This is a genomic window from Halofilum ochraceum, assembly GCF_001614315.2.
Classification (GTDB): Bacteria; Pseudomonadota; Gammaproteobacteria; order XJ16; family Halofilaceae; genus Halofilum; species Halofilum ochraceum.
The window spans coordinates 206,358-229,010 of sequence record NZ_LVEG02000004.1 but is presented as its reverse complement, the minus strand read 5'-3'; the positions used below and the strand labels follow the sequence as shown (position 1 = coordinate 229,010).

The following is a 22,653-nucleotide window of genomic DNA, read 5'->3' as shown; positions in this document are numbered from 1 at the left end:
ACCCGCCAGCGGCGTCATTTGACGCTGATGACAGTGCCCTCGAACAGGTGCTGGACCTTGTGCGAGACGCTGCCGACCACGAGCCCTTTCAGGTCGCTCAGCCCCCGCGATCCCATCACGATGGCGTCGGCCTCGACCTCTTTCGCCTGCTCCAGGATGCCGTTGGACGCCGAACCACCCCGCCAGCTGGTGGAGACATTCGATGCGCCGTGCTCTTCAGCGGTTTTCTTCGCACGCTCAAGCAGTTTATCGGCGATATCTTCCAGCACTTCATGCGGCAGGGACGCCTCCACGTAGCCCGCGCCGACCGCCATGGCCGGTTGCTCGCCGCCCGGCTTGTCGGACAGGTTGCGGATCGAGTCCGGCACATGGCCGTAGAGCAGCACGTTGATCAGGTGCAGCCGGGCATCATATTTCGACGCGATATCCGCGCCGAGCGCGACTGCCTTGTCGGAGCTTTCGGAGCCGTCAACCGGCACCAGGATAGACTTGAACATGCGGTTTTCTCCTCGGAATCGGAAACACCGTATGCATCATGACGCGTCGCTCGCGCCCGGATATTGATCCTCGTCAAACCTGGACCAATCGGTCCAACCGAGCATTGCGGGCTGCCCCTGTCAGGCGGGCGCGCCGCAGCACTTCTTGTACTTGCGACCACTCCCGCAGGGGCAGGGATCATTGCGTCCCACGCGCGGGCCGTCATGCCGGATGGTCTCCTGTTCCGGCGCCTCGCCGTCGACGTAGACCCAGTTGCCCTGCTCGTCACGCTTGAAGCGCGCGAGTTCATGATGCCGCCGTCGCTCTTCACGCTCGCGGAAGTGGGCGACGAACTCGACGGCGCCGACGTTGTCCTCCTCACCGCCGGCCTCGACCGCGCGGATCTCCAGGCCCAGCCACTCGGAGCGCCTCGCCCAGCGATCGGTCGCCTCGCGGTCGATGTCCTCGCGCGTGGCCGCGTCGTGGGTCGCCTGGATGTAATCGATATCGGCGCGCGTATGGGCCGTGTAGCGCGCCCGCATCAGGGCCTCGGCGGTCGGCGGCTGCGCCTCGCCGGCGAGGTACGGCCCGCAGCAACTGTCGAAATCGCGGCCTGAACCGCAGGGACAATCGGACATCGTTTTTCCACTCCCGTCAGTGAGGCAGCCGGCACGCTACCGGGCACCATGCCCGGCGGCAAGACCCGTTTATCCAGGGCAGCTTAAAAAAAAACGTTCTCTCGCAGAGGCGCGGAGTTCGCCAGGAACGCAGAGAAAAAGGAAAGATAAAGAAAAAGCCATCTCCGCGCCCTTGGCGAGCTCCGCGCCTTCGCGGGAAAAACCGGACGTGCCTCCAGGAAAGGCAGAAACACTCACTGGAGTCGATTGCGGGCCGGCGGGTCGTCTTCGCTTACGGCTTCGAGGTGGGCGTCCATGAGACGGCCGCCGAGCAGGGCCACGTGGCCGCGGTAGCGTTCGCCACCGGTCTGGCTGAACTCGAAGCGATACAGCCGCCACAGATGCATCCGGCCGTCGCGGCCACGGGCCAGGCGCAGCCGACGCAGGGCAACGGTCTCGTCCAGCAACTGCACCGAGAAACGCCGACAGGCGCTGCGGGCAGCGCCAACGGCCGCCTCACGCGCGCGCATTGACAGCCACCACCATCCGAGCGCGGCGGCGATCGCGGCGAGCGCCAACCATGGAGACATGCGGTCGCACCCCTGTCATGGCCCCGTACCCGGGCGGCCCCATTTGGCCCTGGCCCGCGTCGCGGCAGTACAATGTGGAAATCGGATAACGCGCCAGCCTGCAGGAGGTCGCGATGGATGAACAGACCCGAACCGAGATCGAGGCCCAGGCCTTTCGCACGCTGGTCGCGCACCTGCGTGAGCGCACCGATGTGCAGAACCTCGATCTGATGGAGCTCGCCGGCTTCTGCCGCAACTGCCTGTCCAAATGGTATCGCGCGGCGGCCGAGGAACGCGGCGTGGAGATGGACTACGAGACGGCGCGCGAAATCGTCTACGGCATGCCCTACTCCGAGTGGAAGGCGCGTTACCAGACCGAGCGCCAGGCGGACAACGCGGACACACGCTCATGACGACCACGATCACCGAACTCCACGGCGACGGCATCGGTCCAGAGCTCGCCACGGCCGTCCACCGTATCGCCGATGCGCTCCCCATCGACCTCGATTTCGAGGGCGTGGACTGGTCGCTGGAACGGCGCGAGCGCGACGGCGACGCGGCCATCGACGAGGCCGAAGGATCGATGCGCCGCAACAAACTGGCGCTGAAGTACCCGACCGTCACGCGGTCCAGCAGCCCGAACGCGCTGATCCGCCGCCGGGTCGGGTTCTCGGTGATCTACCGCCCCGCCATCTCGATCAAGGGCATCTCCTCGAATTTCAAGGAGAACGTGAATCTGCATATCGTGCGGATCGCGACCGGTGGGACCTATGACGACCCCGGGCGGCTGATCGGCCATAACGCGGCCGTCTCCCTGCGCATGGTCGAGCGTGAACCCTGTGCGCAGGCGGCGAAGTTCGCATTCGATCTAGCCCGCAAGAAAGGCCTGTCGATGACGTCGTCCTCGAAGCACACGATCCAGCGGGTCACCGACGGCCTGTTCGAATCGGTGGTGGCGGACGTACGCCGCGCGGGGTACACCGACGTGCCGCATCACGTCGAACTGTTCGACGCGATGCTCGCGAAGATCATCCTGAAACCCCAGGATTTCGAGGTCGTGCTGGTGCTCAACGAGTACGGCGACTTCCTCTCCGACATGGCGTCTGGCCTGGTCGGCAGCCTCGGTACGGGGGCCTCCGGCAATTTCTCCTTCGATGCCGACCACAACGTCGATATCGCCATGTTCGATCCGGCGGGCGGCACGGCACCCGACATCGCCGGTCAGGACAAGTGCAATCCGAGCGCGATCTTCCTCTCATTCGGGATGCTGCTCGATCACATCGACCGCTACGACCTGGGGCACGCCCTCCGGCTCGCGGTGCTCGGCGCGATCGAGGCGGGCGAGACCACTGCCGACCTCGGCGGGCGGCTCGGGACGAGCGGCTTCACCGACGCCGTTCTCCAGCGGATGGAAAAGGAACTCGCAAATCCTTCCCCGGCGGGCTGAGGACACCGACGACGCTGGCGGGGCGTCGAAAAACGTACCTGCCAGCATGATTTGCTACGCTTATCGTCTGGCGCCGAAGTTCCATCCACCGGCGTCGACGCACAAGCGTTTCCCGCCTTGCATTCGGGCGCCCGACACGATTCAATAACGCCTACGGGGCCGAGGCCCCGGCGCGGGCGTCGCTGTCAATCGAAAATGCGACGTGCGGCATTCGCCTATAACCGGTTAGCCACGATCAGGGTTTGATCATTCCTGCCCAAAGACTCCGCAGTGCGATCGGCTTTGCACACGCGAAGAGCGGCATGCGGGTGAGCGGGCCGCGGCACCGCGCACGATTCCGTCAACCAATCGGCAGCCCCCGGCCATGACCGAACAGTCCCCGATGCAGGCCCTGTGGAGCACATCGCTGCTCGACGGCGGCAACGGCCCGTACCTTGAGGCCCTCTACGAAGCCTGGCTCCGCGATCCCGCGTCCGTACCCGATGAATGGCGGCGGTACTTCGACGGTCTGCCGCAGGTCGACGGCGTCACGCAGCCGGACATGCCGCCCTCGGAGGTTCGGGCGCAGTTCTACCGCTTCGAATCCGGCAAGGGCCCGGCGCGCACCGGCTCGGCGGACGCACGCCAGGCCGACCACGAACGCAAACAGATCCGCGTCCTGCAGCTCATCAATGCGTACCGCTTCCGCGGCCACCGGCACGCGAAGGTTGACCCGCTCGACCGCTGGGAAGCCCCGGAGATCGATGAACTGCGACTGGACGCGCACGATCTGTCCGAGGCCGACCTCGACACGGTGTTCCATACCGGTTCGCTGCACGGCCTTGGCGACGCGACCCTGCGCGAGATCCTCGACGCGCTGCAGAAGACCTACTGCGGGTCGATCGGCGCCGAATACATGCACATCGCGGACACGGCCGAGAAGCGCTGGCTGCAGAACCGCATGGAAACCCCGCAGGCCGAACCGAACCTGTCGGCCGAGCGCCGGCGCTGGCTACTGGAGCGCCTGACCGCCGCCGAGGGTATCGAGCGCTACATGCACTCGAAGTACGTCGGCCAGAAGCGCTTCTCGCTCGAGGGCGGGGAGTCGCTGATTCCGATGTTGAACGAGCTGGTCGAGCGCGCCGGTGACCAGGGCGCGAAAGAGGTCGTCCTCGGCATGGCCCATCGAGGTCGCCTGAACGTGCTCGTGAACATCTTCGGCAAGAAACCGGCCGACCTGTTCCAGGAATTCGAGGGCCACGAGGACGACACGCTCGCCGCCGGCGACGTGAAGTACCACCAGGGCTTCTCGTCCGACTACATGACCAACCAGGGGCCGGTGCATCTGGCGCTCGGGTTCAATCCGTCGCACCTGGAGATCGTGAATCCGGTCATCGAAGGGTCCGCCCGTTCGCGCCAGGACCGTCACGACGACCGCGGCGGCAAGGTCGTGCTCCCGATCCTCGTGCACGGCGACGCGGCCATGGCCGGTCAGGGCGTGATGCAGGAGACCCTGAATCTCTCCCAGTCGCGCGGCTATTCCACCCGCGGTACCGTGCACGTCGTGATCAATAACCAGATCGGATTCACGACCTCGAACAAGCTGGACACGCGCTCGTCGCTATACTGCACCGACGTCGCGAAGATGATCAACGCCCCCATCTTCCACGTGAACGGCGACGATCCGGAGGCGGTCCTGCTGGTCACCCAGATCGCGCTCGACTACCGCAACCAGTTCCACAAGGACGTCGTCATCGACATGGTCTGCTACCGGCGCCACGGCCACAACGAGGCCGATGAGCCGTCCGCGACGCAGCCGATGATGTATCGCAAGATCAAGGCGCTGCCGACGACCCGCGAACTCTACGCAAAGCGCCTGAGCGAGGCCGGAGAGGTCGACGGCGAGCAGCCCGACCAAATGGTCCAGGAGTATCGGGACCACATGGACGCGGGCGATACCGTGACACCGAAGATCATCACCGATGAGGACTTCGTCAACGAACTGACCGTCGACTGGAGCCCGTTCATCGGCAACCAGTGGAACGACCCCTGCGACACGACCGTGGCCGCCGAGCGCCTGCGGGAACTGTGGAGCCGGCAGGAAGAACTCCCGGAAGGCTTCGAACTGCACAAACGCGTCGCCAAGATCCAGGCGGACCGGGGCAAGATGGCGGCCGGTGCACTGCCGATCGACTGGGGTTTCGCGGAGATCATGGCCTACGCCAGCCTCGTCACCGAGGGGTATGGCGTGCGCCTGTCGGGCCAGGATTCCGGGCGCGGCACGTTCTTCCATCGACACGCCGTGCTGCATAATCAGGCCGACGGGAGCAGTTATGTGCCGTTGCGCAAGCTGGGCGATGACCAGGCCAACTTCCTGATCATCGATTCACTGCTGTCCGAGGAAGCGGTGCTCGCGTTCGAGTACGGCTACTCCACCGCCGATCCGCGCACGATGGTGATCTGGGAGGCCCAGTTCGGCGACTTCGTCAACGGCGCCCAGGTGGTCATCGACCAGTTCATCAGTTCCGGCGAGGCCAAATGGGGCCGCCTCTGCGGGCTGACCCTGTTCCTCCCGCACGGTCAGGAGGGTCAGGGGCCGGAGCACTCCTCGGCCCGCCTCGAACGCTTCCTGCAGCTCTGCGCCGAACAGCAGCCGGGCGACTACAACATGCAGGTCTGCGTGCCGACGACGCCCGCCCAAGCCTTTCATATGATCCGCCGCCAGATGCTGCGCCCGTATCGCAAGCCGCTGGTGGTGATGACGCCCAAGAGCCTGCTGCGGCACAAGCTCGCGACTTCCTCGATCGACGACCTCGCCGACGGGCATTTCCATACCGTGATCAGCGACACCGCCGAGCTGGACCCGAAGAAGGTTCGCCGTGTCGTGATCTGCACCGGCAAGGTGTATTACGACCTCTACACGCGCCGGCAGGAAGAGGAGATCGACGACATCGCTATCGTGCGGGTCGAACAGCTCTATCCGTTTCCGTACACGGAACTCGGCGAGGTGATCGCAGGCTTCCCGAATGCATCGGAGTACGTCTGGTGCCAGGAGGAACCGCGCAACCAGGGGGCGTGGTACCACCTCAAGCATCGACTCGAACGTGTACTCGGCGAGGACAACGACCTGCGCTACGCTGGCCGTGCCGCGTCACCGTCGCCGGCCGTCGGCTACCACAGCCGGCACGCAAAACAGCAACACGCGCTGGTCGTCGACGCCCTGGACATCAAGGAGTGACGGCCCAGTCCGTCATGACCGCGACCGCCCGCCCGTGCGCGGCTGCTAAGGCCGTGCCCGAATGCGCCCGGAGTGAAGGAACCCGCTCATGAGCACCGACATCACCGTCCCGCAACTGCCCGAATCCGTCTCCGACGCGACCGTCGCGAGCTGGACCAAAAAGAAAGGGGACAGCGTCAAACGTGACGAGGTCCTGGTCGAACTCGAAACCGACAAGGTCGTGCTGGAGGTACCGGCACCGGCCGATGGCGTTCTCGAAGAGATCCTCCACGACGAAGGCGCCACCGTAACCGCGGATACCGTCCTCGGCCGCGTCAGCGAAGGTGCCTCCGGCGGCGGCGACACCGGTTCGGACGCCGGCGGGACGAAGGCCGTGGCCGACGAAGGCGCTGAAGACGAAGACAGCGCGGCGGAGGTCGCGGGCGGCTCGGCGGATGCCAAGGCCGGCCCGGCCGCACGCAAACTGATCGCGGAGCATGGGCTCGACCCCGCCGCGATCGAGGGCACCGGCAAAGAGGGCCGCATCCTCAAGGAAGACGTACAGCGGCATATCGAATCCGGTGGCGCGACGAAACAGGCGGAGCCGACGAAACAAGCGGAGCCGGCGAAGGAGACACCGGCGGAGCAGCCGGCGCCGAGCGCGCAGCCCGCGCAGGCACCCTCGGCCGGTGAAACGGCCCAACAGGCCGGCGTCAGCTACAGCCAGGGCGAGCGCCCCGAGAAGCGCGTACCGATGACGCGCCTGCGCGCCCGGATCGCGGAGCGCCTGGTGCAGGCAACCCAGCAGACCGCCATGCTGACCACCTTCAACGAGGTCAACATGAAGCCGGTCATGGACCTGCGGGCGAAGTACAAGGACCAGTTCGAGAAGGCGCATGACACCAAGCTCGGCTTCATGAGTTTCTTCGTCACTGCCGCCACCGAGGCGCTCAAGCGCTTCCCCGACATCAACGCCTCGATCGACGGCAGCGATGTCGTCTATCACGGTTACTGTGACGTCGGCATCGCCGTGTCCAGCGACCGCGGACTGGTCGTGCCGATCCTGCGCGATGCCGAAACCATGTCGATGGCCGATATCGAGAAGCAGATCCGTGACTTCGGCGGCCGTGCGCAGGCCGGCAAGATCGGCATCGAGGAGATGACCGGCGGTACCTTCACGATCACCAACGGCGGCGTGTTCGGCTCGCTGGTGTCGACCCCGATCATCAACATGCCACAGAGCGCGATCCTCGGCATGCACAAGATCCAGGAGCGCCCGGTCGCGGAGAACGGCGAGGTCGTCATCCGCCCGATGATGTACCTGGCACTCTCCTACGATCACCGCATCGTCGACGGCAAGGACTCGGTCCAGTTCCTGGTCGCGATCAAGGAACTGCTGGAGGACCCGGCACGGCTGATCCTGGACGTGTGACGGATTCGCGGGTTTCCGGGGAACGGAAAGAACCACGAATGAACACGAAAGATTCGTCCGGAGCGAATCGTAGCGCCAGCCGCAAAGCGGCGAGGCGCATGGACGCGCCGAGCAATGAAAACGAATGGGTTGGAGCCGGAAGCCTGCGGCTTCCTCTCACTCGTGAACGGAACTCGCATGCAGGACGACAGCAGCTGACAACAGGCGAAGTCGAGGATGGAGTCGCCAGCTCGAATTCAGCCGCTGGCCCTTCATTGAAAAGAACAACGTCGTATCGGCCGGACACGAACGCCCGCGAAGCCACGAGCCACGAACAAACATTCGTGTCCATTCGTGTTCATTCGTGGTTCTTCTCTGCCCGACACGACAATGGAGCAAGGTAATGGCCAAGTCGTATGACGTAGTGGTAGTGGGCGCGGGGCCGGCCGGGTATGTGTGTGCGATCCGGTGTGCGCAGCTCGGGTTTTCGACCGCGTGCGTCGACAACTGGATCAACAAGAAAGGCAAGCCCGCCCTTGGCGGCACCTGCCTGAATGTCGGCTGCATCCCGTCGAAAGAGCTGCTCGAGAGTTCGCACCATTTCGCCACCATCCGCGACCACGCCGACCAGTACGGTGTCCGCGTGAAGGATGCCGAGATGGATGTGCCGGCGATGATCGCGAACAAGGACAAGACCGTCGCCGAACTGACCCAGGGCATCGAGGGCCTGTTCAAGGCGAACAAGGTGGAGTGGCTGCAGGGTTTCGGCCAGCTGCATACCGAGAACCGGGTCGAGGTCACGCCGCAGAAGGGCGATGCCTACACGGTCGATGCGAAGCACGTCGTGCTTGCCCCCGGCTCCTCCCCGGTCGAGATCGGGGCCGCGCCGCTTCATGAGGACATCGTTGTCACCTCCACCGGTGCCCTCGACTGGGAGAAACCGCCGCAACGCCTGGGCGTCATCGGGGCCGGCGTCATCGGTCTGGAGATGGGCAGCGTATGGCGCCGCCTCGGTGCCGAGGTAACCGTGCTCGAGGCACTGGACACATTCCTGCCGGCGGTGGATGAGGAAGTCGCGAAATCGGCACGCAAGACGTTCGACAAACAGGGCCTCAATATCCGCCTCGGCACCCGGGTGACGGGCACGGAGGTCAAGAAGGACAAGACCGTCGAGATCGAGTACCAGGACAGCGACGGCAAGCAGCAGCTCACCGTGGATGCACTGATCGTCGCGGTCGGACGCACGCCGAACACCGATGGCATCGCCTCCGAGGATGTGGAACTGACGATGGACGAACGCGGTTCCATCCACGTCGATGAAAACCTCGAGACCAGCATGCCGGGCGTCTACGCGATCGGCGATGCCGTACGCGGCCCGATGCTGGCGCACAAAGGGTCCGAGGAAGGGATCGTGGTCGCTGAACGACTCGCCGGCCAGCAGGGCGAGGTGAACTATGACGCGATCCCGTGGGTCATCTATACCCACCCGGAAATCGCATGGGTTGGCCATACCGAACAGGATCTCAAACACGCGGGGCACGAATACCGTGTGGGCACTTTCCCGTTCGTCGCGAGCGGCCGAGCGAAGGCGATGCATGAGACGGACGGGCTCGTGAAGGTGATCGCCGATGCCGAGACCGACCGCGTGCTGGGCGTCCATATGGTCGGTCCGCAGACATCCGAGCTGATCGGTCAGGCGGTCATGGCAATGGAGTTCGAAGGCTCGGCCGAGGACATCATGCGCACCGTGTTCGCACACCCGACACTGTCGGAAGCGCTGCACGAGGCCGCGCTGGCCACCGACGGCCGCCCGATCCACATCCCGCCGCCGCGCAAGAGGAAGAAATAAGTCAAAGGCTGCCTCACGCAGAGGCGCGGAGCACGCAAAGAGGTAACAGGAGCAGGCTTAACGGCCTGGAGCCGTCCTGTAGGAGCGAGCTTGCTCGCGATTGTATGGCCCCGGGGACATCGCACGAACAGGCGGTCCGTGGGACAGAGCTCTGAAGCGATGCGTCATCGCCTTGTCGCTGACGCAGCCGAGACCGCCAACGGCCACGATCGCGAGCAAGCTCGCTCCTACGGGCACCTGAACCGAATACCGCGCTTGTCTCCGCGCGCTCTGCGGCTCTGCGTGAACCGGACTAAAGCAGTGGGCCAGCGGAAGCCGATCCGCCGATAACCGAATAACCCGCAGGGAGTACCCGCAATGAATCTGCATGAATACCAGGCGAAACAGTTGTTCCGCCAGTACAACATCCCGGTGCCCAATGGCATTGTCATCCATGACAAATCGGAAGCCGCCAACGCCGTGCGCGAACTCGCCGGCAAGAAATGGGTCGTCAAGGCACAGGTCCACGCGGGCGGCCGCGGCAAAGCCGGGGGTGTCGAACTGGTCGACGACGCCGACGCCGCAACCGAGGCCGCCGGCCGGATGCTCGGCAGGAACCTGGTCACCTACCAGACGGACGAACGCGGCCAACCGGTACGGCGCGTGCTCATCGAGGAGACCAGTGACATCGCGACCGAGCTCTACCTCGGGGCCGTAGTCGACCGCGGCACGCAGCGCGTCGTGTTCATGGCCTCGACGGAAGGCGGTGTCGAGATCGAAAAGGTAGCCAGCGAGACACCGGAGAAGATCCACCAGGCGATCGTCCATCCGATGCTCGGCGTCATGCCCTACCAGTGCCGCCAGCTCGCATTCGCGCTCGGACTGAACGCCGACCAGATCAAGCAGTTCGCGAAGCTGCTGACCGCGCTCGGCAAACTTTTCATCGACAAGGATCTGAGCCTGATCGAAGTCAACCCGCTGGTCATTACCGGCAAGGGCGACCTGATCTGCCTCGACGGCAAGATCAACGTCGATGACAACGCGGTCTATCGCCACAGCGATATCGGCGAGCTGCGCGATCAGACCCAGGAAGACGAGCGCGAGAACCGCGCCAAGGAATGGGACCTCAACTACATCGCACTGGACGGCAACATCGGCTGCATGGTCAATGGCGCCGGTCTCGCGATGGCGACCATGGATCTTGTCAAACTCCATGGCGGCGACCCGGCCAACTTCCTCGACGTCGGCGGCGGCGCTACCGCCGAGCGCGTCGCCGAGGCATTCAAGATCATCGTCTCCGACGAGAACGTAAAGGCCATCCTGGTGAACATCTTCGGCGGCATCGTCCGCTGCGACCTGATCGCCGAAGGCATCATCACCGCGGTGGAAGAAGTCGGTCTCGAACTCCCGGTGGTCGTCCGCCTGGAGGGCAACCAGGCCGACAAGGGCGCGGAACTGCTGAACCAGTCCTCGTTCAACGTCATCGCCGCCGACAGCCTCACCGACGCCGCGAAGCGCGTCATCGCCGCCGCGGAGGGCAAATAATCATGTCAGTGCTCGTCAACAGCAACACGAAGGTCCTCTGCCAGGGTTTTACCGGCAAACAGGGCACCTTCCACAGTGAACAGTCGATCGCCTACGGCACGCAGATGGTCGGCGGCATCACGCCCGGCAAGGGTGGCACCACGCACCTCGATCTGCCGGTGTTCAACACGGTCGCGGAAGGCGTCGAGGCCACTGGTGCCGATGCCAGCGTGATCTACGTCCCCGCGCCCTTCTGCAAGGACTCGATCGTGGAAGCGGCGGAGGCCGGCGTGAAACTGATCGTGTGCATCACCGAGGGCATCCCGACCCTGGACATGCTCCAGGCCAAGGCCTACATCGACCAGACCGATTCACGCCTGATCGGCCCGAACTGCCCCGGCATCATCACGCCCGGCGAATGCAAGATCGGCATCATGCCCGGCGAGATCCACAAGCCCGGCAAGGTCGGCATCGTCTCGCGCTCGGGCACGCTCACCTACGAGTGCGTCAAGCAGACCACCGATCCGGGGTATGGGCAGAGCACCTGCATCGGCATCGGCGGCGATCCGATCCCGGGCACCAACTTCATCGACGCCCTGGAACTGTTCGAGGCCGACCCGAAGACCGAGGCGATCGTCATGGTCGGCGAGATCGGCGGCACCGCCGAGGAAGAGGCGGCGGAGTTCATCCAGCAGCATGTAACCAAACCGGTCGTTGCCTATATCGCCGGGGTCTCGGCGCCCAAGGGCAAACGCATGGGCCATGCCGGCGCGATCATCGCGGGCGGCAAGGGCACGGCGGCCGAGAAATACGCCGCGCTGGAAAAGGCGGGTGTCGTCACGGTGAAAAGCCCGGCCGACATCGGCAAGGGCGTGGCCGAGGCGACCGGCTGGTAACACTGCGGGACATACGCTCCCACCGAAGCCGTCGCGGTCCGCCGCGGCGGCTTTTTTATTGCACGGTGCGTTCGTGGTTCTCCGAACCACCTGCCAGCAGGAGTCACACGGGCCGCAGTGCACCCCCTGCATAACCTCGCCCCAGAACGCAAAGGGAGAATAGTTTTCGTCCCTGACCGAAGCGCTGAACAAGACCGCCCAGGCGCATTTTCGCCGAAGGCGAACCGCGCATCCACCTGAACAATTGAGGCTTGTTTTCGTCGAAAGCACGTCGTGCACGCTCGTTTCGCGCCAAATCCGCACGCCCTGCCTGCCAACGGCATTTTCAGTCCTGCTCGAAAAATTTTCCTTCACATGCCCGAATTCCCGTCTATCTTCCTGGAGTGCGTGATATGAACACGACCGGGGTTGCCCCGACACTTTCGTCAAGGGGCACGGAACGACTGGATCGGGAATCATGGAAAGCCTTGAAGCAACAACCGATGTTTTACGCAAACGTGCGACCGCGTATTGGGCGGCTCCGTATTTACTTGTAGCCCTGCTCGGTGCGTTGCCTGCCACGTCGGCGATCGCCGAAGAGGTCGCCGGCGACCTGATCGTCAAGGGAGCAGCCTGTGTAGGTACCAAGTGCACGAGCGACTCCTTCCCGTTCGACGGCCTCCGGATCCACGACAGCGAACCAGTGCTGTCCATGATCGATCGTTCGAACGACGGGACCGACACCGACTGGTCCATCGGTATCACCGACGACAATGGCACCGGCGGCTTCAGCGAGTTCTTCATTCGCGACGAGGTCTCCGGCGCAGAGGTGTTGAGGATGACCACGGATGGGCGGGTCGCCCTGGGAGCGGGTGCCGCACTGGGTGACAACGCGTACGTGGTCTCCGTGGGTGCGGACGGAAGCGAGCGCCGGGTGACTTGGGTGGCGGACGCCGAGGCTGACACGGACGCGGTCAACAAACGCCAGTTCGATGAGTTCCAGGCGGACGTGCTCGCCTCGGTGGGCACGGATGCCGAGGCGTTGGAGACGGAACTGCAAGAGATCAATACTCGGATCGACGACCTCGCCGAGCGGATCGATCGACTCGCGCGGGAGATGCAGTGACATGAAAACGCATGACAATAAACTGCGTAACCGTCCGCCCCCTTGGGTACTCATCGGAGTGCTGTCAAGCCTGAGCGCCTTTGCCGGCACGGCTACGGCGGTCGGGCCGGTGATCCATGGGGATCTGCGCGCGCAATCTCTGTGTATCGACTTCGTCGCGGAGTCCGACGGCAGCAACTGCAGCACGCCCGCCAACGACGGGGAAACTCGACTGGAGGCAGATGTCTTACGTATGCGGTTCCTCGACAGCACGGCGGGCGTTGGGGAGGACGGGCTCGGGAATTCCTGGTCTCTGCTCGCGAACGATTACAGCGGCGCCAAGAATCCCCAGACGTATTTCGGTTTTACGCTCCGGTCGCTCGACCCTTCGCCGGACGACGGCGGTAACGACATTCTGGGCAAACACGTGCTGCGTATCGGTCCATCGACCTCGGCGAACGGCAGTCGTGACGCGGTCGCGATCGGGCGTGACAGTGAACTGGTCGAGGGAGTGGTTTCCCTGGGCAGCGAGTTCGTGCAACGCCGACTCGCCAACGTCGCGGCGGCCATGCAGGAAACCGATGCACTGATAAAACGGCAACTCGAAGAAGGCGTGCTTGGATCGGTAAGCGGCATCAACGACCGGCTCGATGAACTGGAAGGAGAGGTCGCCGCACTTGAACGTCGGGTCTCCCGTGATGGCGGCGGTAGCACTGGTGGCGGCGGCGGTGGTGGTGGCTTATTGGGCGTGCCAACACTAGTATTCCTCGCCGCGTTGCTGGGCATTACATGGCGGCGCCGCGCGGTCGCGGTATGACTCAGGACACCGGGCCACGGACGGCCCGATTCACAACGCGGAACCGGCAGCGGCCGAAACCTACCGCAACCTTCAGATCGCGTAACCGGCCCGGCCCAGAACGGTCACCGCTTCAGCTAAACGGCTCGATGGCACGAGCAGATAATCCGTATCGAAAGTCGACAGCGCGAAAAGACTGATCCCCGCTCCAGCGAGGATCCGCGAGAGTTCCGCAAGCAGCCCGGTGACCGCGAAATCGATCGGACCGATCACCTTGATGCAGGACCAACCGGATTCCGTTCGGGCTCCGGCCACCGTCACCGAAGACGGGCAGACGATCGACGTTTCTTCATCCGTCCGGGCGATCCAGTGAAAGGTGCACGTCAGGACTGCCGGCGGTATCTCCGCGTCCGGTGCTAGACGGTGAATCGAGAACGGCTGGTCGAGTACGTGCAGCGCCGGTTTTGCCATAACAGGTGATCCCTCACGACACACCACGGACGTATCGGCGACCCAAACGCTCTTCAGGCGCCGTCGAAGCCGGTCAGCACACCGACCGCATTAATACCGATCTCCTCGACCGCATAACCGCCCTCCATCACGAACAGCGTCGGCAGCCCCAGGCGGGCGATGCGGGCGCCGATCGCCGGGAAGTCGGCGGTATCGAGCGTGAACTGCGAGATCGGATCGCCGTGGAAAGTGTCGACCCCGAGCGAGACGACCAGGGCATCCGCGCCGAACCGTTCGCCCCGGGCGCATGCCTGATCCAGGGCCTCCATCCAGTCGTCGCGGCCGGTGCCGAGCGGCAGCGGCCAGTTGCCGTTGGCGCCCTCACCGGGCCCAACGCCGATCTCGTCAGCGTAGCCGAGAAAATACGGAAATTCATCGGCGGGATCGGCGTGAATGGACAGGAACAATACGTCCGGGCGTTCGTAGAAGATCGCCTGGGTGCCGTTGCCGTGGTGGTAATCGATATCGAGCACCACCACCCGGCTGGCGCCACGGTCGATCAGGGACTGCGCGGCGATGGCGGCGTTGTTGAGATAACAATAACCGCCGAGCAGATCGGTGGCGGCATGATGGCCCGGTGGGCGACACAGTGAGAACACGGCGCGCTCACCTTCGTCGATCAGCCGCGCACCGGTCAGGGCGACACTGGCACTAGCGGTGATCGCCGGCCAAGTCCCGTTCGTGATCGGCGTGCCCGCGTCCATGGCGTACCAGGACATGCGGCCATCGATCTGGCGCGGGCACTTCTGCCGCAGGGTTCGCACTGGCCAGATCAATGGCAGCGCATCGACCTCGTCGCCGTGCTCGGCGACCCAGTCGTCCCATGCGCCCTCGAGGAAGTCGACATAGTCCGGCGCATGGACGCGCTCGATGGGCCCGCGCTCGAACGGGTCCGGTTCGAGTACCACCCCCAGTCCGACCTCGTGGATGCGCCGGAGTATGATCTCCGCCCGCGCCGGCTTCTCGAACGCCGGGTCGATGCGCCCTTCGTTCAGCTCTCCGCGGCCATGGTGCAGCAGTTGATCATCACTGAAGATGGTTCGCACAAACGTCGCCTCCCGCGAGCCCTCGGCCGCCCATTACCAGGAAAACGTGCCAGTAAAGACCGGCACACTGTACCCGCCGACACGCACGGCCGAGACCTCGCCCGCCGCTTTCTCGACCGAGCCGAACAGTTCGCTCGGGCGGCCCATATCCACCCCTTGCGCGATCCGCCAGCGCCACTGGCCGGATGGCGCGGGATCGACCTGCCCCAGCAGGCCGATCAACGCGCTGTTGGCGCTCCCGGTAGCCGGATCCTCCGGCACGCCGTCCAGCGGCGCGAACATCCGAGTATGCAGATCGAATTCGCCGGCTTCGCGGGTGTATAGGTGGACATCCGGCGTGACCCCGCGCGCCCGGAGGGCCTGCATGGCGCGGATGTCCGGCGCCGCGCGGGCCAGGGCCGCGCGGCTCGCGATCTCGGCCACCACGAACGGCAACCCGACCGAGGCGACCCGCGGCGGGTGGACCGTCGTCACGACGTCTCCAGCGTCCAGTCCGACCGCCGATGCGACCTCCTCGATCGGCACTTCCGGGCCCAGCGAGAGCGACTCCGGCGCGGTGAGTTCACAGAACACGCCGCCGCGTTGATCGCGCTCAAGCCGAACCGGAACGGTCCCCGCCTTCTCCTCGAAGCGAACCAGCGCGGCATCCGCGTCCCATTCGACCGCGCCCAGTTCCGCCAGCATGAACGCGGTGCCCACGTTCGGATGGCCAGCGAACGGCACCTCGACTGACGGGGTAAAGATGCGCACCGAGTGGGTGCAATCGCCAGCGGAGGGCAATACGAACGTCGTCTCGGAATAATTGAATTCGCGCGCGAGGGCCTGCATCGCCCCGGTATCGAGGCCCCGCGCATCCGGGACCACCGCCAGCGGATTGCCGCCGAAGCGTTCACGGGTGAAGACGTCACAGGTGTAATAGCGATACTCGGGCATACTCCTGCTCCCATGTGAACCGGCCCCAGACCCCGGCGCCTGGTACAGGGCACTGAAATTGTCCGCCTGCCGGTGGCGATGCGGGAAGAGGCTGTATTTTATGCTACCTGGGCGCGGCGTTGCAGGCGGGGTTGCGCGTATACTGCTGCGCGCCAGGTTTTTCAGGTGAAGCCGCTTATGCAGGAAGTGACCGCCCTCTCGCTGCGCCAGCGCCTCGGCGCATGGGTAGAAAATCGACACGTCCAGAACGGGATCGTCGCCCTGATCATACTCAACGCGGCGACCCTGGGGCTGGAGACCTCGGAAACGATCATGGCCGCTCAGGGGCCCGCGATCCGCGCCGTCGAACAGGCGGTCCTGGCGATTTTCGTCGTGGAGATCGCCCTCAAGCTGATCGCGTTCGATCTGCGCTTCTTCCGCAGCGCCTGGAACGTGTTCGACTTCCTGATCGTGGCGATTGCGCTCGTACCGGCCTCGGGGCCGTTTGCGATCCTCCGCGCGCTGCGCATCCTCCGGGTCCTGCGGCTGCTCGGGAAGGTGCCGCGTCTACGAAAACTGATCGAATCGCTGCTGCGGGCCCTGCCGAGTATCGGCTGGGTCGTGTTCCTGCTGCTGATGGTGTTCTACATCTTCGCGGTCATGGGCACGCAACTGTTCGGCGAAGACTTCCCGCGCTTCTTCGGCTCACTGGGCAATTCGTTCTATACGCTGTTCCAGATCATGACGCTCGAGAGCTGGTCGATGAGCGTGGCCCGACCGATCCTGGAGCAGTATCCGTTGGCCTGGATCTACTTCATCGCGTTCATCCTGATCACGACGCTGACGGTTCTGAATCTCTTTATCGGCATTATCGTGACCACGATGCAGGAGAGCGTGCATGCCGATGACATGCAGCAACGTGCCGAGATCGAGGCCCGCGCGCACGACGAACGTCAGGAGATGCTGCGGCTGATGCAACAGATGCACGCTCGCCTGGAGGCGCTGGAATCGCGTACGCGCTGAGCGGCCGGGAAACGCGGGGCGAAGTCCCGCCGCTATGCAATGACGGCCGGGCACAGGCGCCGGGAGCCCGGGCGTTACGGGGACTCAGGGGCGCCTGCGCGTTCTATGTGAACCGGTACCGGCCGCATCAACGCGCCGCACACCGGTGCATGCATGCGAGCGAATTCGATCATCTCCGCCACGACCGCATCAGTGCAGTTCGCGGTGACCTCGATGACCACACGGATGTGCTCATATCCGGAGGGCGGCGCATCCTCGATACCGAGCATGCCGCGGACGTCGACTTCGCCCTCGACCTCCGTAAACAGGGACTCGATGGCGATGCCAAGCGCGGCCGCCCGCACGACGAAGGTCGTGGTGATCGAGCCGGCCAGGGCATGAAGCAGGAACTCCAGCGCGCTCGCGCTCTCATCATTCCCGAGCAGCGCCGGCGGCTCGGCATTCGTGAATTCGAACGGTTGATAACGCGTGATCCGCGTGTCGCCGACACCGTCGAAATCGAACACCGTCGAGCGATTTTCGCTCCCACCGACCCAACGGTTGTGCGCGCGAAACCGGAATCGCGCCAACTCCGGATTCGCCCGAATCCGGTCAATGAGTCCGGCCACCCGCTCCAGATCGATCCCGTTGCGGAACCCGCCCTGACTCGCCATCGCGTCCATCAAGTCCCCACCCATTCGTATTGCGCAGGGACCGCCAACTGACCAACGATGGCGGTATCCAGTGGCTTGTTATAGACCGGGCAACGGGGATTCACAAGGCGCCACATGCATTTCCCGCATCGCCCCGCATGCCGCCGGTCCCGCGACCCGCCGACCGGGCGCCAACGGTAGGCGCGCGCGTCCCCGGACGGTATTCTGTGCACTCGGTTTCTTGATCACGATGACCACCCGATATGTCCAGTTCGCTGCAGGAACAGTTGGTCCAGGCGGGCCTCGCCGACGAGGAAAGCCTGAACCGATCCCGACAGAGCGGCCAGCGCCGCGCCGGCGGCAAGCGTACCGGCGGGAAGCGTGCCGGCGGGAAGAAAAAGGGCAGCGGGCGGAAATCCCGTCAGTCCGGGCAACCCGCCGGTGACCAGGCGAACCGTAGTGCCGTGGCGCCGAAGACCGCGGAGAGGGCAAAGACGGAAACGAAACCGCCGTCCGCACCGCAGCGCGAGCCAAGCGCCGAGGAGAAAGCGGACCGGCTGCGCCAGATGATCCGGGCCAACCGTATCGATCGCGCGTACGCGGCCGTGCCCTATCGCTTCACGCAGGGCGCTCGTGTACGCGAGATCGCCGTCACCGGCACACAGCAGGGCCGGATCGCACGCGGGGAACTGGCGGTCGTGAGCGACGGTCAGCGCTGCGAGCTGGTGCCGGCGAAAGTGGCGCGACGGGTGCGTGGGATCGACCCGGCGGCGGTCCTGGTGCTTAACGTCGGGGACGAGCGCGGCGGCAACACGGACGAAGATCCGTATGCGGACTATCGCGTGCCCGACGATCTGATGTGGTGACCGAAGACACCGGCGGCCGGTCCTCCGCCCGGTGGATCGCGATCCGGGTCTGGGCCGCTCTCCTCGCCAGTCTTGCGCTGACCGCCTGCGCGACCCGCGACAGGCCCCCTCCCGCCGGCGCCGCCAATGGGCCGCGGCTGACCGATACGGCCTGGATCGCCGAGGACGGCCGCAGGCTGCCCCTGACCCGCTGGTCCGGCGAAGGGGAACCGCGTGGCATCGTGCTGGCGCTGCACGGGTTCAGCGAACACCGCGGGGTCTTTTTCGCACTCGCTCCGCATCTGGCCGCGGCCGGTTACCACGTGTATGCGTATGACCAGCGCGGATTCGGCGAGACGGCCACTCGCGGCTTCTGGGCGGGTGAGTCCGCGCTGGTCGACGACGCGCGCAGCGCCTTCGGTCTGCTGCACCAGCGTTATCCGGACACCCCCGTCCACCTGCTCGGTCACAGCATGGGCGGCGCCATCGCAAACCTCGCGGTCACCGGCGACGAAGCGATCCGGCCCGCCAGCACGATCCTCGTGGCGCCAGCGATACACGGTTGGGACACCTTGCCCTGGATCCAGCGGATAGCGCTGCGGGTCAGCCACTGGATCGCGCCCGCCGCCCGCCCCCGCCAGAGCTGGGGCCGCGCCGTCGTCGATATCCGCGTCACCGACGACCCGACGATCGCACGGCTGCAGGCGCGCGACCCCCACATCCTGCGTTCCGTCCGCATCGACATGGTCCACGGCGTGGTCGACCTGATGGATGCCGGCATCGAGCGCATCGCCGACGTGCCGCCCCCGGCGCTGATCCTCTACGGCGAGCGCGACGACATCATTCCGCGCACGGCCGGCTGTGAGATGTTCCGCCGCCTCGCGGACACGCCGCCCGGCGTGGGCCTGCGCCTGTACCCGAATGGCTACCACTACCTCACCCGCGACCGCCAGCGCGGGCGCACGATCGCCGACATCCGCGCGTGGCTCGCCGATGCCCCGCCGCCGGACGCGGCCACCGTGGTCACGGCGACCGCCGCCGCCCGCCGGGTCTGCGACTGAGGATCGCGCCGACACACTGCCCTCCGCCAGCTGCGCCCGAGCAGGGTCGTCCCTACAGGGCCGACTGCATGAACAGCCACCCTTGCCGCCCGGCGCGATCCGGGCTAATACTGGACTCCGGTCGGAGCCAGTCCGGCATCGGCGACGACCGCCCCAAACGGTAGTGCTGATGCGCGGAACTCCGCCCGGATCACACCAGGACCGGAGGACCGTATCCATGTGCGAAACACGGCGCTTCAGGGCAATCGCGCTGGTCGTGGCCTGCGCTGCGGCCGCGATCCCCGTGGCGCATGCGGGCAGCGTACCGTCGAGCCACGACACCCGGCGGGTAATCGATTACTACTACAGCGGTGCCGAGCAACCCGTGCTGATGGATTTCCGCCTTTGCCGCGACATCCATGACGACGGCGCGAATCGCTACGAGTGCCGCGAACCGCTCAGTGAAAGCGACCTGAGTACCGGCATGCGCATCTACGCCTGGATGAAATTCCTGGTGCCGAGGGGCGCGACGCCCCGCATCATGCTGCGGGTCGACCATGACGCGAAAACCCGCGACACCTGGACACGCCAGCTCGAGGGTGCCGTGCGCTTCCGCACCTGGCGGACAGTGGAGCTCGACCGCCCGGGGCGCTGGCGCGTGGAGGTGTATCACGCCGCCGAAGACCAGCCGGTCCGCCTGTTCTCGCGCACGGTCCGCATAGACTGACACCACCCCGGATCGCCTACAATAAGGTCAGGCGCGGCATTGCACGCGACGCGTGCGACTGCAAATCACCGCCCCGCGCCGCGGAGGAGACGCGCAATGGACACCTACGAAGAGGCGCTCGGCGAAGCCGTGCAACTCCTGTTTTCCCACGGCGAGCAGCGGGGACCGGTCACCGAACACTTTTTCGACCGGTTGCGTCGCGAACGCGATCTCCAGGTGATCCTGCTCGGTGCGGAGTTGCCCGAACAGGAAGAAGAGGCCAGCCGCATCATTCACGATCGCGGTGTCAACGCCGTCCACACGCTGCTCAACCGTGCCATGAAACGGCTGCAGGCAACCCACCGCTCCGCCGAATAGCGCCCTCGGCGCACAACGGCCGAATACGCAACAGCGCACCCATGATGCGCGCTTTATGACGGGAAAACGCCTGATACGGCGTTGATCAGCGACTTATAACGCGCTCAAGCGTCATAAATGGCGCAATATTCGTCTGAAATGTGACCCGTTCCTCGTCATGGCAAGTTATGCCATGGCAATATTCGACAATCGCCCGAAAGTCCAGCCGGGAGTGCGACGCAGGCGATGCGTCCGGCTCTTTACGTCCGTGACTGACGTCAGGAGGTTCCGGTCATGAATATCAACGAACAATCCGTAGCGGTGCCCGTGGATCTTCTCCGCCCGGGGCTGCATGTTCATGCCCTCGACCGTCCCTGGGTCGAAACCCCGTTCATTTTCCAGGGGTTTCGGATCGCCTCCGACCAAGAGATCGAAACACTGCGGGCCTATTGCCGCAGCGTATATGTCGATCTGGGACAGTCCGAGCCGGCGGCCGCCGAGGCCGTCATGGCCGCGGGCAAGCGCCAGCCCCTGCACACCGATCAGATCGGATCACGGACACACGAAGCCCTCAGCCAACGGCAACTCCCGGAGGCCCTGCGCCAGTGTACGGGCACGCTCTTCGAGCCGGTCGTCCACCCCGACCGCGCACGCTTCAGCCGGCTCGTCCACGCAGCCTCGAATATCCGCGATGCGGCCTCCGAGGCAGTGCGCGAATCGCTGCTGCGGCTCCACCAGAGTCGCCCGATCAACATTACCCGAGCGACACGGGCCGTCGACCAGATGACGCGCCTGATTCGCGAGGATTCGAGCCCGTCGCTGTGGCTGAGTCGGCTGCAGCGCCACGATTCGTACCTCGCGGACCACGCCGCCAATTCCTGCGCCATCGCGCTCGCCTTTGGTGCCAGCCTCGGCATGGACGGCAAGGCCCTGCAGTGCCTGGGCCTCGGTACGCTGCTGATGGATGTGGGCATGATCAAGGTGCCGCGCGAGATCCTGACCAAGACGCGGCCACTGTCCTCGTCAGAGCGCGCCACCATGCGCCAGCACGTGGAGATAGGCTGTGAGCATCTGGCCGAGGCCGGGGTGCCCGCCGAGGCGCTCGCCATCGTGCGCCAGCACCACGAGCGCATCGATGGCCGCGGCTATCCAGAACGGGCTGGCGGTGATTCATTGCCGCGACAGGCACTCATCGCCGGGCTGGCGGACAGCTTCGATGCGATGACGACGGACCGGCCCTACCGCGGGGCCTTTCGCCCCGACCAGGCACTCCAGGAGCTGTACCGAAACGCGGAAGAGACTTTCGGCAGCGAACTCGTCGAGGCCTTCATCCGCTGTGTCGGTACCTGGCCGGTCGGCAGTCTCGTGCAGCTGGACAACGATGCAATCGGTATCGTCGTCGGCAGCCGTCCCGGCGCCGGCGCCTGGCCCACCGTGCTGCTCCTGCGCACCCCGGACGGGGAGCCCTACCGCAAACGGCTGCTGCTGAATCTCGCCGCGACCGACCGGGAGGACGCCCAGGTAAACGCCCGGCAGATCCGCCGCGCCCTCGGCCAGCGCGAGGCCAATGTCGACATCGGCAAGGTCGTCGCCCGCGAATTCGGGCGTGGCCGACGGGACACCGGCAAGGCGACGGCGGCCGCCTGATTGCAGCCGTCAGCTCGGGACCGATCAGCCAGGGACCCCGCGCACGATTCCGGCTACACTCGCCGGCGGTGACCCCACCGCACGGGAGTG

At 65.2% G+C, this 22,653-nt stretch carries 22 protein-coding genes; 15 read left to right on the top strand and 7 right to left on the bottom strand.

Annotation, left to right across the window (positions count from 1 at the left end):
* Window positions 1-14 precede the first annotated feature (14 nt).
* The 3 genes from A0W70_RS05135 to A0W70_RS05125 all read right to left on the bottom strand — a co-directional run bounded on the left by A0W70_RS05135 (window position 15) and on the right by A0W70_RS05125 (window position 1,684).
* Window positions 15-497, bottom strand: coding sequence for a universal stress protein (locus A0W70_RS05135; protein WP_067561134.1), 483 nt, complete (start codon window positions 495-497; stop codon window positions 15-17).
* 120 nt (window positions 498-617) lie between these two features.
* Window positions 618-1,115 (bottom strand): YchJ family protein, encoded by a 498-nt coding sequence (locus A0W70_RS05130; RefSeq protein WP_067561131.1) that lies wholly within the window; start codon window positions 1,113-1,115, stop codon window positions 618-620.
* A 233-nt stretch (window positions 1,116-1,348) separates the two neighbouring features.
* Window positions 1,349-1,684: a DUF3301 domain-containing protein gene (locus tag A0W70_RS05125; RefSeq protein ID WP_067561129.1), complete on the bottom strand. Its 336-nt coding sequence runs from the start codon at window positions 1,682-1,684 to the stop codon at window positions 1,349-1,351.
* A gap of 113 nt (window positions 1,685-1,797) precedes the next feature.
* Between A0W70_RS05125 and A0W70_RS05120 the strand changes: the two genes are divergently transcribed.
* The 9 genes from A0W70_RS05120 to A0W70_RS05080 all read left to right on the top strand — a co-directional run bounded on the left by A0W70_RS05120 (window position 1,798) and on the right by A0W70_RS05080 (window position 13,866).
* On the top strand, window positions 1,798-2,076 hold the full coding sequence (locus tag A0W70_RS05120) for a DUF1244 domain-containing protein (protein ID WP_067561127.1): 279 nt from the start codon (window positions 1,798-1,800) through the stop codon (window positions 2,074-2,076).
* Window positions 2,073-3,110, top strand: coding sequence for an isocitrate/isopropylmalate family dehydrogenase (locus A0W70_RS05115; protein ID WP_067561125.1), 1,038 nt, complete (start codon window positions 2,073-2,075; stop codon window positions 3,108-3,110). Before A0W70_RS05120 ends, A0W70_RS05115 begins: the two co-directional genes overlap by 4 nt.
* A gap of 364 nt (window positions 3,111-3,474) precedes the next feature.
* Window positions 3,475-6,327 (top strand): 2-oxoglutarate dehydrogenase E1 component, encoded by a 2,853-nt coding sequence (locus tag A0W70_RS05110; protein WP_067561123.1) that lies wholly within the window; start codon window positions 3,475-3,477, stop codon window positions 6,325-6,327.
* Window positions 6,328-6,415: 88 nt separating this feature from the next.
* Window positions 6,416-7,738, top strand: a complete 1,323-nt coding sequence (gene odhB, locus A0W70_RS05105) for a 2-oxoglutarate dehydrogenase complex dihydrolipoyllysine-residue succinyltransferase (protein ID WP_067561121.1) — start codon at window positions 6,416-6,418, stop codon at window positions 7,736-7,738.
* Window positions 7,739-8,120: 382 nt separating this feature from the next.
* Window positions 8,121-9,566, top strand: a complete 1,446-nt coding sequence (lpdA, locus tag A0W70_RS05100) for a dihydrolipoyl dehydrogenase (protein WP_067561118.1) — start codon at window positions 8,121-8,123, stop codon at window positions 9,564-9,566.
* A 357-nt stretch (window positions 9,567-9,923) separates the two neighbouring features.
* Window positions 9,924-11,090 (top strand): ADP-forming succinate--CoA ligase subunit beta, encoded by a 1,167-nt coding sequence (sucC, locus tag A0W70_RS05095; protein WP_067561116.1) that lies wholly within the window; start codon window positions 9,924-9,926, stop codon window positions 11,088-11,090.
* A gap of 2 nt (window positions 11,091-11,092) precedes the next feature.
* On the top strand, window positions 11,093-11,965 hold the full coding sequence (sucD, locus tag A0W70_RS05090) for a succinate--CoA ligase subunit alpha (RefSeq protein WP_067561114.1): 873 nt from the start codon (window positions 11,093-11,095) through the stop codon (window positions 11,963-11,965).
* A 457-nt stretch (window positions 11,966-12,422) separates the two neighbouring features.
* Window positions 12,423-13,070, top strand: coding sequence for a hypothetical protein (locus tag A0W70_RS05085; protein ID WP_067561112.1), 648 nt, complete (start codon window positions 12,423-12,425; stop codon window positions 13,068-13,070).
* Between the two features lies 1 nt (window position 13,071).
* Window positions 13,072-13,866 carry a hypothetical protein gene (locus A0W70_RS05080; protein WP_067561110.1) on the top strand — a complete coding sequence of 265 codons (795 nt, stop codon included), beginning with the start codon at window positions 13,072-13,074 and terminating at the stop codon, window positions 13,864-13,866.
* A gap of 72 nt (window positions 13,867-13,938) precedes the next feature.
* Here A0W70_RS05080 and A0W70_RS05075 read toward each other — a convergent pair whose 3' ends face one another.
* The 3 genes from A0W70_RS05075 to A0W70_RS05065 are packed head-to-tail and all read right to left on the bottom strand — an operon-like array spanning window position 13,939 to window position 16,334.
* The gene (locus tag A0W70_RS05075) at window positions 13,939-14,316 is read right to left on the bottom strand and encodes an ACT domain-containing protein (protein WP_067561108.1); all 378 of its coding nucleotides are present in this window, start codon (window positions 14,314-14,316) and stop codon (window positions 13,939-13,941) included.
* A 53-nt stretch (window positions 14,317-14,369) separates the two neighbouring features.
* Window positions 14,370-15,401, bottom strand: coding sequence for a histone deacetylase family protein (locus A0W70_RS05070; protein ID WP_067561106.1), 1,032 nt, complete (start codon window positions 15,399-15,401; stop codon window positions 14,370-14,372).
* Window positions 15,402-15,434: 33 nt separating this feature from the next.
* Window positions 15,435-16,334 carry a PhzF family phenazine biosynthesis protein gene (locus tag A0W70_RS05065; RefSeq protein ID WP_067561104.1) on the bottom strand — a complete coding sequence of 300 codons (900 nt, stop codon included), beginning with the start codon at window positions 16,332-16,334 and terminating at the stop codon, window positions 15,435-15,437.
* Between the two features lie 177 nt (window positions 16,335-16,511).
* On the opposite strand from A0W70_RS05065, the gene A0W70_RS05060 reads away from it, so the two are divergent.
* A complete protein-coding gene (locus tag A0W70_RS05060; RefSeq protein ID WP_067561102.1) occupies window positions 16,512-17,336 on the top strand; it encodes an ion transporter in 825 nt (274 codons plus the stop codon).
* Between the two features lie 74 nt (window positions 17,337-17,410).
* Here the strand turns inward: A0W70_RS05060 and A0W70_RS05055 are convergent, their stop codons facing one another.
* On the bottom strand, window positions 17,411-17,998 hold the full coding sequence (locus tag A0W70_RS05055) for an OsmC family protein (RefSeq protein ID WP_067561100.1): 588 nt from the start codon (window positions 17,996-17,998) through the stop codon (window positions 17,411-17,413).
* Between the two features lie 233 nt (window positions 17,999-18,231).
* Between A0W70_RS05055 and A0W70_RS05050 the strand changes: the two genes are divergently transcribed.
* The 5 genes from A0W70_RS05050 to A0W70_RS05030 all read left to right on the top strand — a co-directional run bounded on the left by A0W70_RS05050 (window position 18,232) and on the right by A0W70_RS05030 (window position 22,563).
* Window positions 18,232-18,834 (top strand): DUF2058 domain-containing protein, encoded by a 603-nt coding sequence (locus tag A0W70_RS05050; RefSeq protein ID WP_067561098.1) that lies wholly within the window; start codon window positions 18,232-18,234, stop codon window positions 18,832-18,834.
* Window positions 18,831-19,874, top strand: a complete 1,044-nt coding sequence (locus A0W70_RS05045) for an alpha/beta fold hydrolase (RefSeq protein ID WP_175443067.1) — start codon at window positions 18,831-18,833, stop codon at window positions 19,872-19,874. Before A0W70_RS05050 ends, A0W70_RS05045 begins: the two co-directional genes overlap by 4 nt.
* Window positions 19,875-20,091: 217 nt before the next feature.
* Complete coding sequence (locus A0W70_RS05040) at window positions 20,092-20,580, top strand: hypothetical protein (RefSeq protein ID WP_067561094.1); 489 nt, start codon at window positions 20,092-20,094, stop codon at window positions 20,578-20,580.
* A 96-nt stretch (window positions 20,581-20,676) separates the two neighbouring features.
* Window positions 20,677-20,937: a hypothetical protein gene (locus A0W70_RS05035; protein WP_067561092.1), complete on the top strand. Its 261-nt coding sequence runs from the start codon at window positions 20,677-20,679 to the stop codon at window positions 20,935-20,937.
* 273 nt (window positions 20,938-21,210) lie between these two features.
* Window positions 21,211-22,563: an HD-GYP domain-containing protein gene (locus A0W70_RS05030; protein ID WP_067561089.1), complete on the top strand. Its 1,353-nt coding sequence runs from the start codon at window positions 21,211-21,213 to the stop codon at window positions 22,561-22,563.
* Window positions 22,564-22,653: the final 90 nt, after the last annotated feature.

Bases quoted from the DNA above. Each gene is read 5' to 3' on its own strand.
- A0W70_RS05115 (WP_067561125.1), top strand. From the start codon at position 2,073: ATGACGACCACGATCACCGAACTCCACGGCGACGGCATCGGTCCAGAG.
- sucC (WP_067561116.1), top strand. From the start codon at position 9,924: ATGAATCTGCATGAATACCAGGCGAAACAGTTGTTCCGCCAGTACAAC.
- A0W70_RS05065 (WP_067561104.1), bottom strand. From the start codon at position 16,334: ATGCCCGAGTATCGCTATTACACCTGTGACGTCTTCACCCGTGAACGC.
- A0W70_RS05075 (WP_067561108.1), bottom strand. From the start codon at position 14,316: ATGGCAAAACCGGCGCTGCACGTACTCGACCAGCCGTTCTCGATTCAC.
- A0W70_RS05120 (WP_067561127.1), top strand. From the start codon at position 1,798: ATGGATGAACAGACCCGAACCGAGATCGAGGCCCAGGCCTTTCGCACG.
- A0W70_RS05060 (WP_067561102.1), top strand. From the start codon at position 16,512: ATGCAGGAAGTGACCGCCCTCTCGCTGCGCCAGCGCCTCGGCGCATGG.
- A0W70_RS05040 (WP_067561094.1), top strand. From the start codon at position 20,092: ATGTGCGAAACACGGCGCTTCAGGGCAATCGCGCTGGTCGTGGCCTGC.
- odhB (WP_067561121.1), top strand. From the start codon at position 6,416: ATGAGCACCGACATCACCGTCCCGCAACTGCCCGAATCCGTCTCCGAC.
- lpdA (WP_067561118.1), top strand. From the start codon at position 8,121: ATGGCCAAGTCGTATGACGTAGTGGTAGTGGGCGCGGGGCCGGCCGGG.
- A0W70_RS05055 (WP_067561100.1), bottom strand. From the start codon at position 17,998: ATGGACGCGATGGCGAGTCAGGGCGGGTTCCGCAACGGGATCGATCTG.
- A0W70_RS05035 (WP_067561092.1), top strand. From the start codon at position 20,677: ATGGACACCTACGAAGAGGCGCTCGGCGAAGCCGTGCAACTCCTGTTT.
- A0W70_RS05110 (WP_067561123.1), top strand. From the start codon at position 3,475: ATGACCGAACAGTCCCCGATGCAGGCCCTGTGGAGCACATCGCTGCTC.
- A0W70_RS05135 (WP_067561134.1), bottom strand. From the start codon at position 497: ATGTTCAAGTCTATCCTGGTGCCGGTTGACGGCTCCGAAAGCTCCGAC.
- A0W70_RS05125 (WP_067561129.1), bottom strand. From the start codon at position 1,684: ATGTCTCCATGGTTGGCGCTCGCCGCGATCGCCGCCGCGCTCGGATGG.
- A0W70_RS05085 (WP_067561112.1), top strand. From the start codon at position 12,423: ATGGAAAGCCTTGAAGCAACAACCGATGTTTTACGCAAACGTGCGACC.
- A0W70_RS05050 (WP_067561098.1), top strand. From the start codon at position 18,232: ATGTCCAGTTCGCTGCAGGAACAGTTGGTCCAGGCGGGCCTCGCCGAC.
- A0W70_RS05030 (WP_067561089.1), top strand. From the start codon at position 21,211: ATGAATATCAACGAACAATCCGTAGCGGTGCCCGTGGATCTTCTCCGC.
- A0W70_RS05130 (WP_067561131.1), bottom strand. From the start codon at position 1,115: ATGTCCGATTGTCCCTGCGGTTCAGGCCGCGATTTCGACAGTTGCTGC.
- A0W70_RS05080 (WP_067561110.1), top strand. From the start codon at position 13,072: ATGAAAACGCATGACAATAAACTGCGTAACCGTCCGCCCCCTTGGGTA.
- sucD (WP_067561114.1), top strand. From the start codon at position 11,093: ATGTCAGTGCTCGTCAACAGCAACACGAAGGTCCTCTGCCAGGGTTTT.